The 796-nt window shown below is 38.1% G+C and carries 1 protein-coding gene; it reads right to left on the bottom strand.

Going from position 1 to position 796, the window contains the following annotated elements:
• Positions 1 to 220 precede the first annotated feature (220 nt).
• Positions 221 to 715: a DUF6756 family protein gene (locus ACFPOF_RS23750; protein ID WP_378137357.1), complete on the bottom strand. Its 495-nt coding sequence runs from the start codon at positions 713 to 715 to the stop codon at positions 221 to 223.
• Positions 716 to 796: the final 81 nt, after the last annotated feature.

Here is a 796-nt window from a genome sequence, read left to right as displayed (position 1 = left end):
ATAACGTTCATGTGTTCACGACGTCCCACCACCTTAAGGCTCCGTCAGGAGCCGGCCGCGATGCGGTTAGGTGGTGCGGATGTGTCCGGCTGAATATGCTTCCCTGCTACTGCCAATTGCATCTTCGATCCCACATCTAACTTCTGTCCGGACCGAGGGGCGAATGCCCCGAAGCGTGAACATTGTGTTATATGAAGTACGAGCCTTCTTGAATTAACTTTCACTTAAATATCTTTTCAATATTCTTTTGTTCATATGCCTTCATTCGTTCGATGATTTCCGATCCAGAGAGATGTACAATTTCATGATGATCTTCACAAATAAGCCATTGATATTTCTTAGAAACCAAGAAATATTCATTTAATTGATATAACTCAGGAATTACTTGATTAAAAATCGTATTTCTTGCGCCCTCATAAACCCACATCTTGTCATATACGTCTTCTACAATAAAATAGACATACTCATCTTTTATATTGTCTTTAATATGTTTATAGGGCGAGTCGACAAACCTCACGGAATAACGAGGCTCTTTGAGTCTATTCCATCCCCAGTGTAATCCATGGGTATAATGAGTCTTAACTAAAAAACGCTCTTCAATATTATCTAAAATATCTCTCCATTGGTCTTTCCTAACTTCGAAAAACTTTTCCCTGTTAATTTGGTGTTTCTTTATTAATTCTTCAATTTCTAGTCGAACAGATAAAGAGTTCATCTTAATCTCCTTCAAATGATCTCTTGATTAATTGATTTGCTCGTATTTCATATAACGTAAATGTGTTCACGACGTCCCACC

Source organism: Cohnella soli, assembly GCF_042655525.1.
Taxonomy (GTDB): Bacteria; Bacillota; Bacilli; order Paenibacillales; family Paenibacillaceae; genus Cohnella; species Cohnella soli.
Note: the sequence above shows the minus strand (reverse complement) of the source record. Positions and strands in the feature narration are given on the sequence as shown.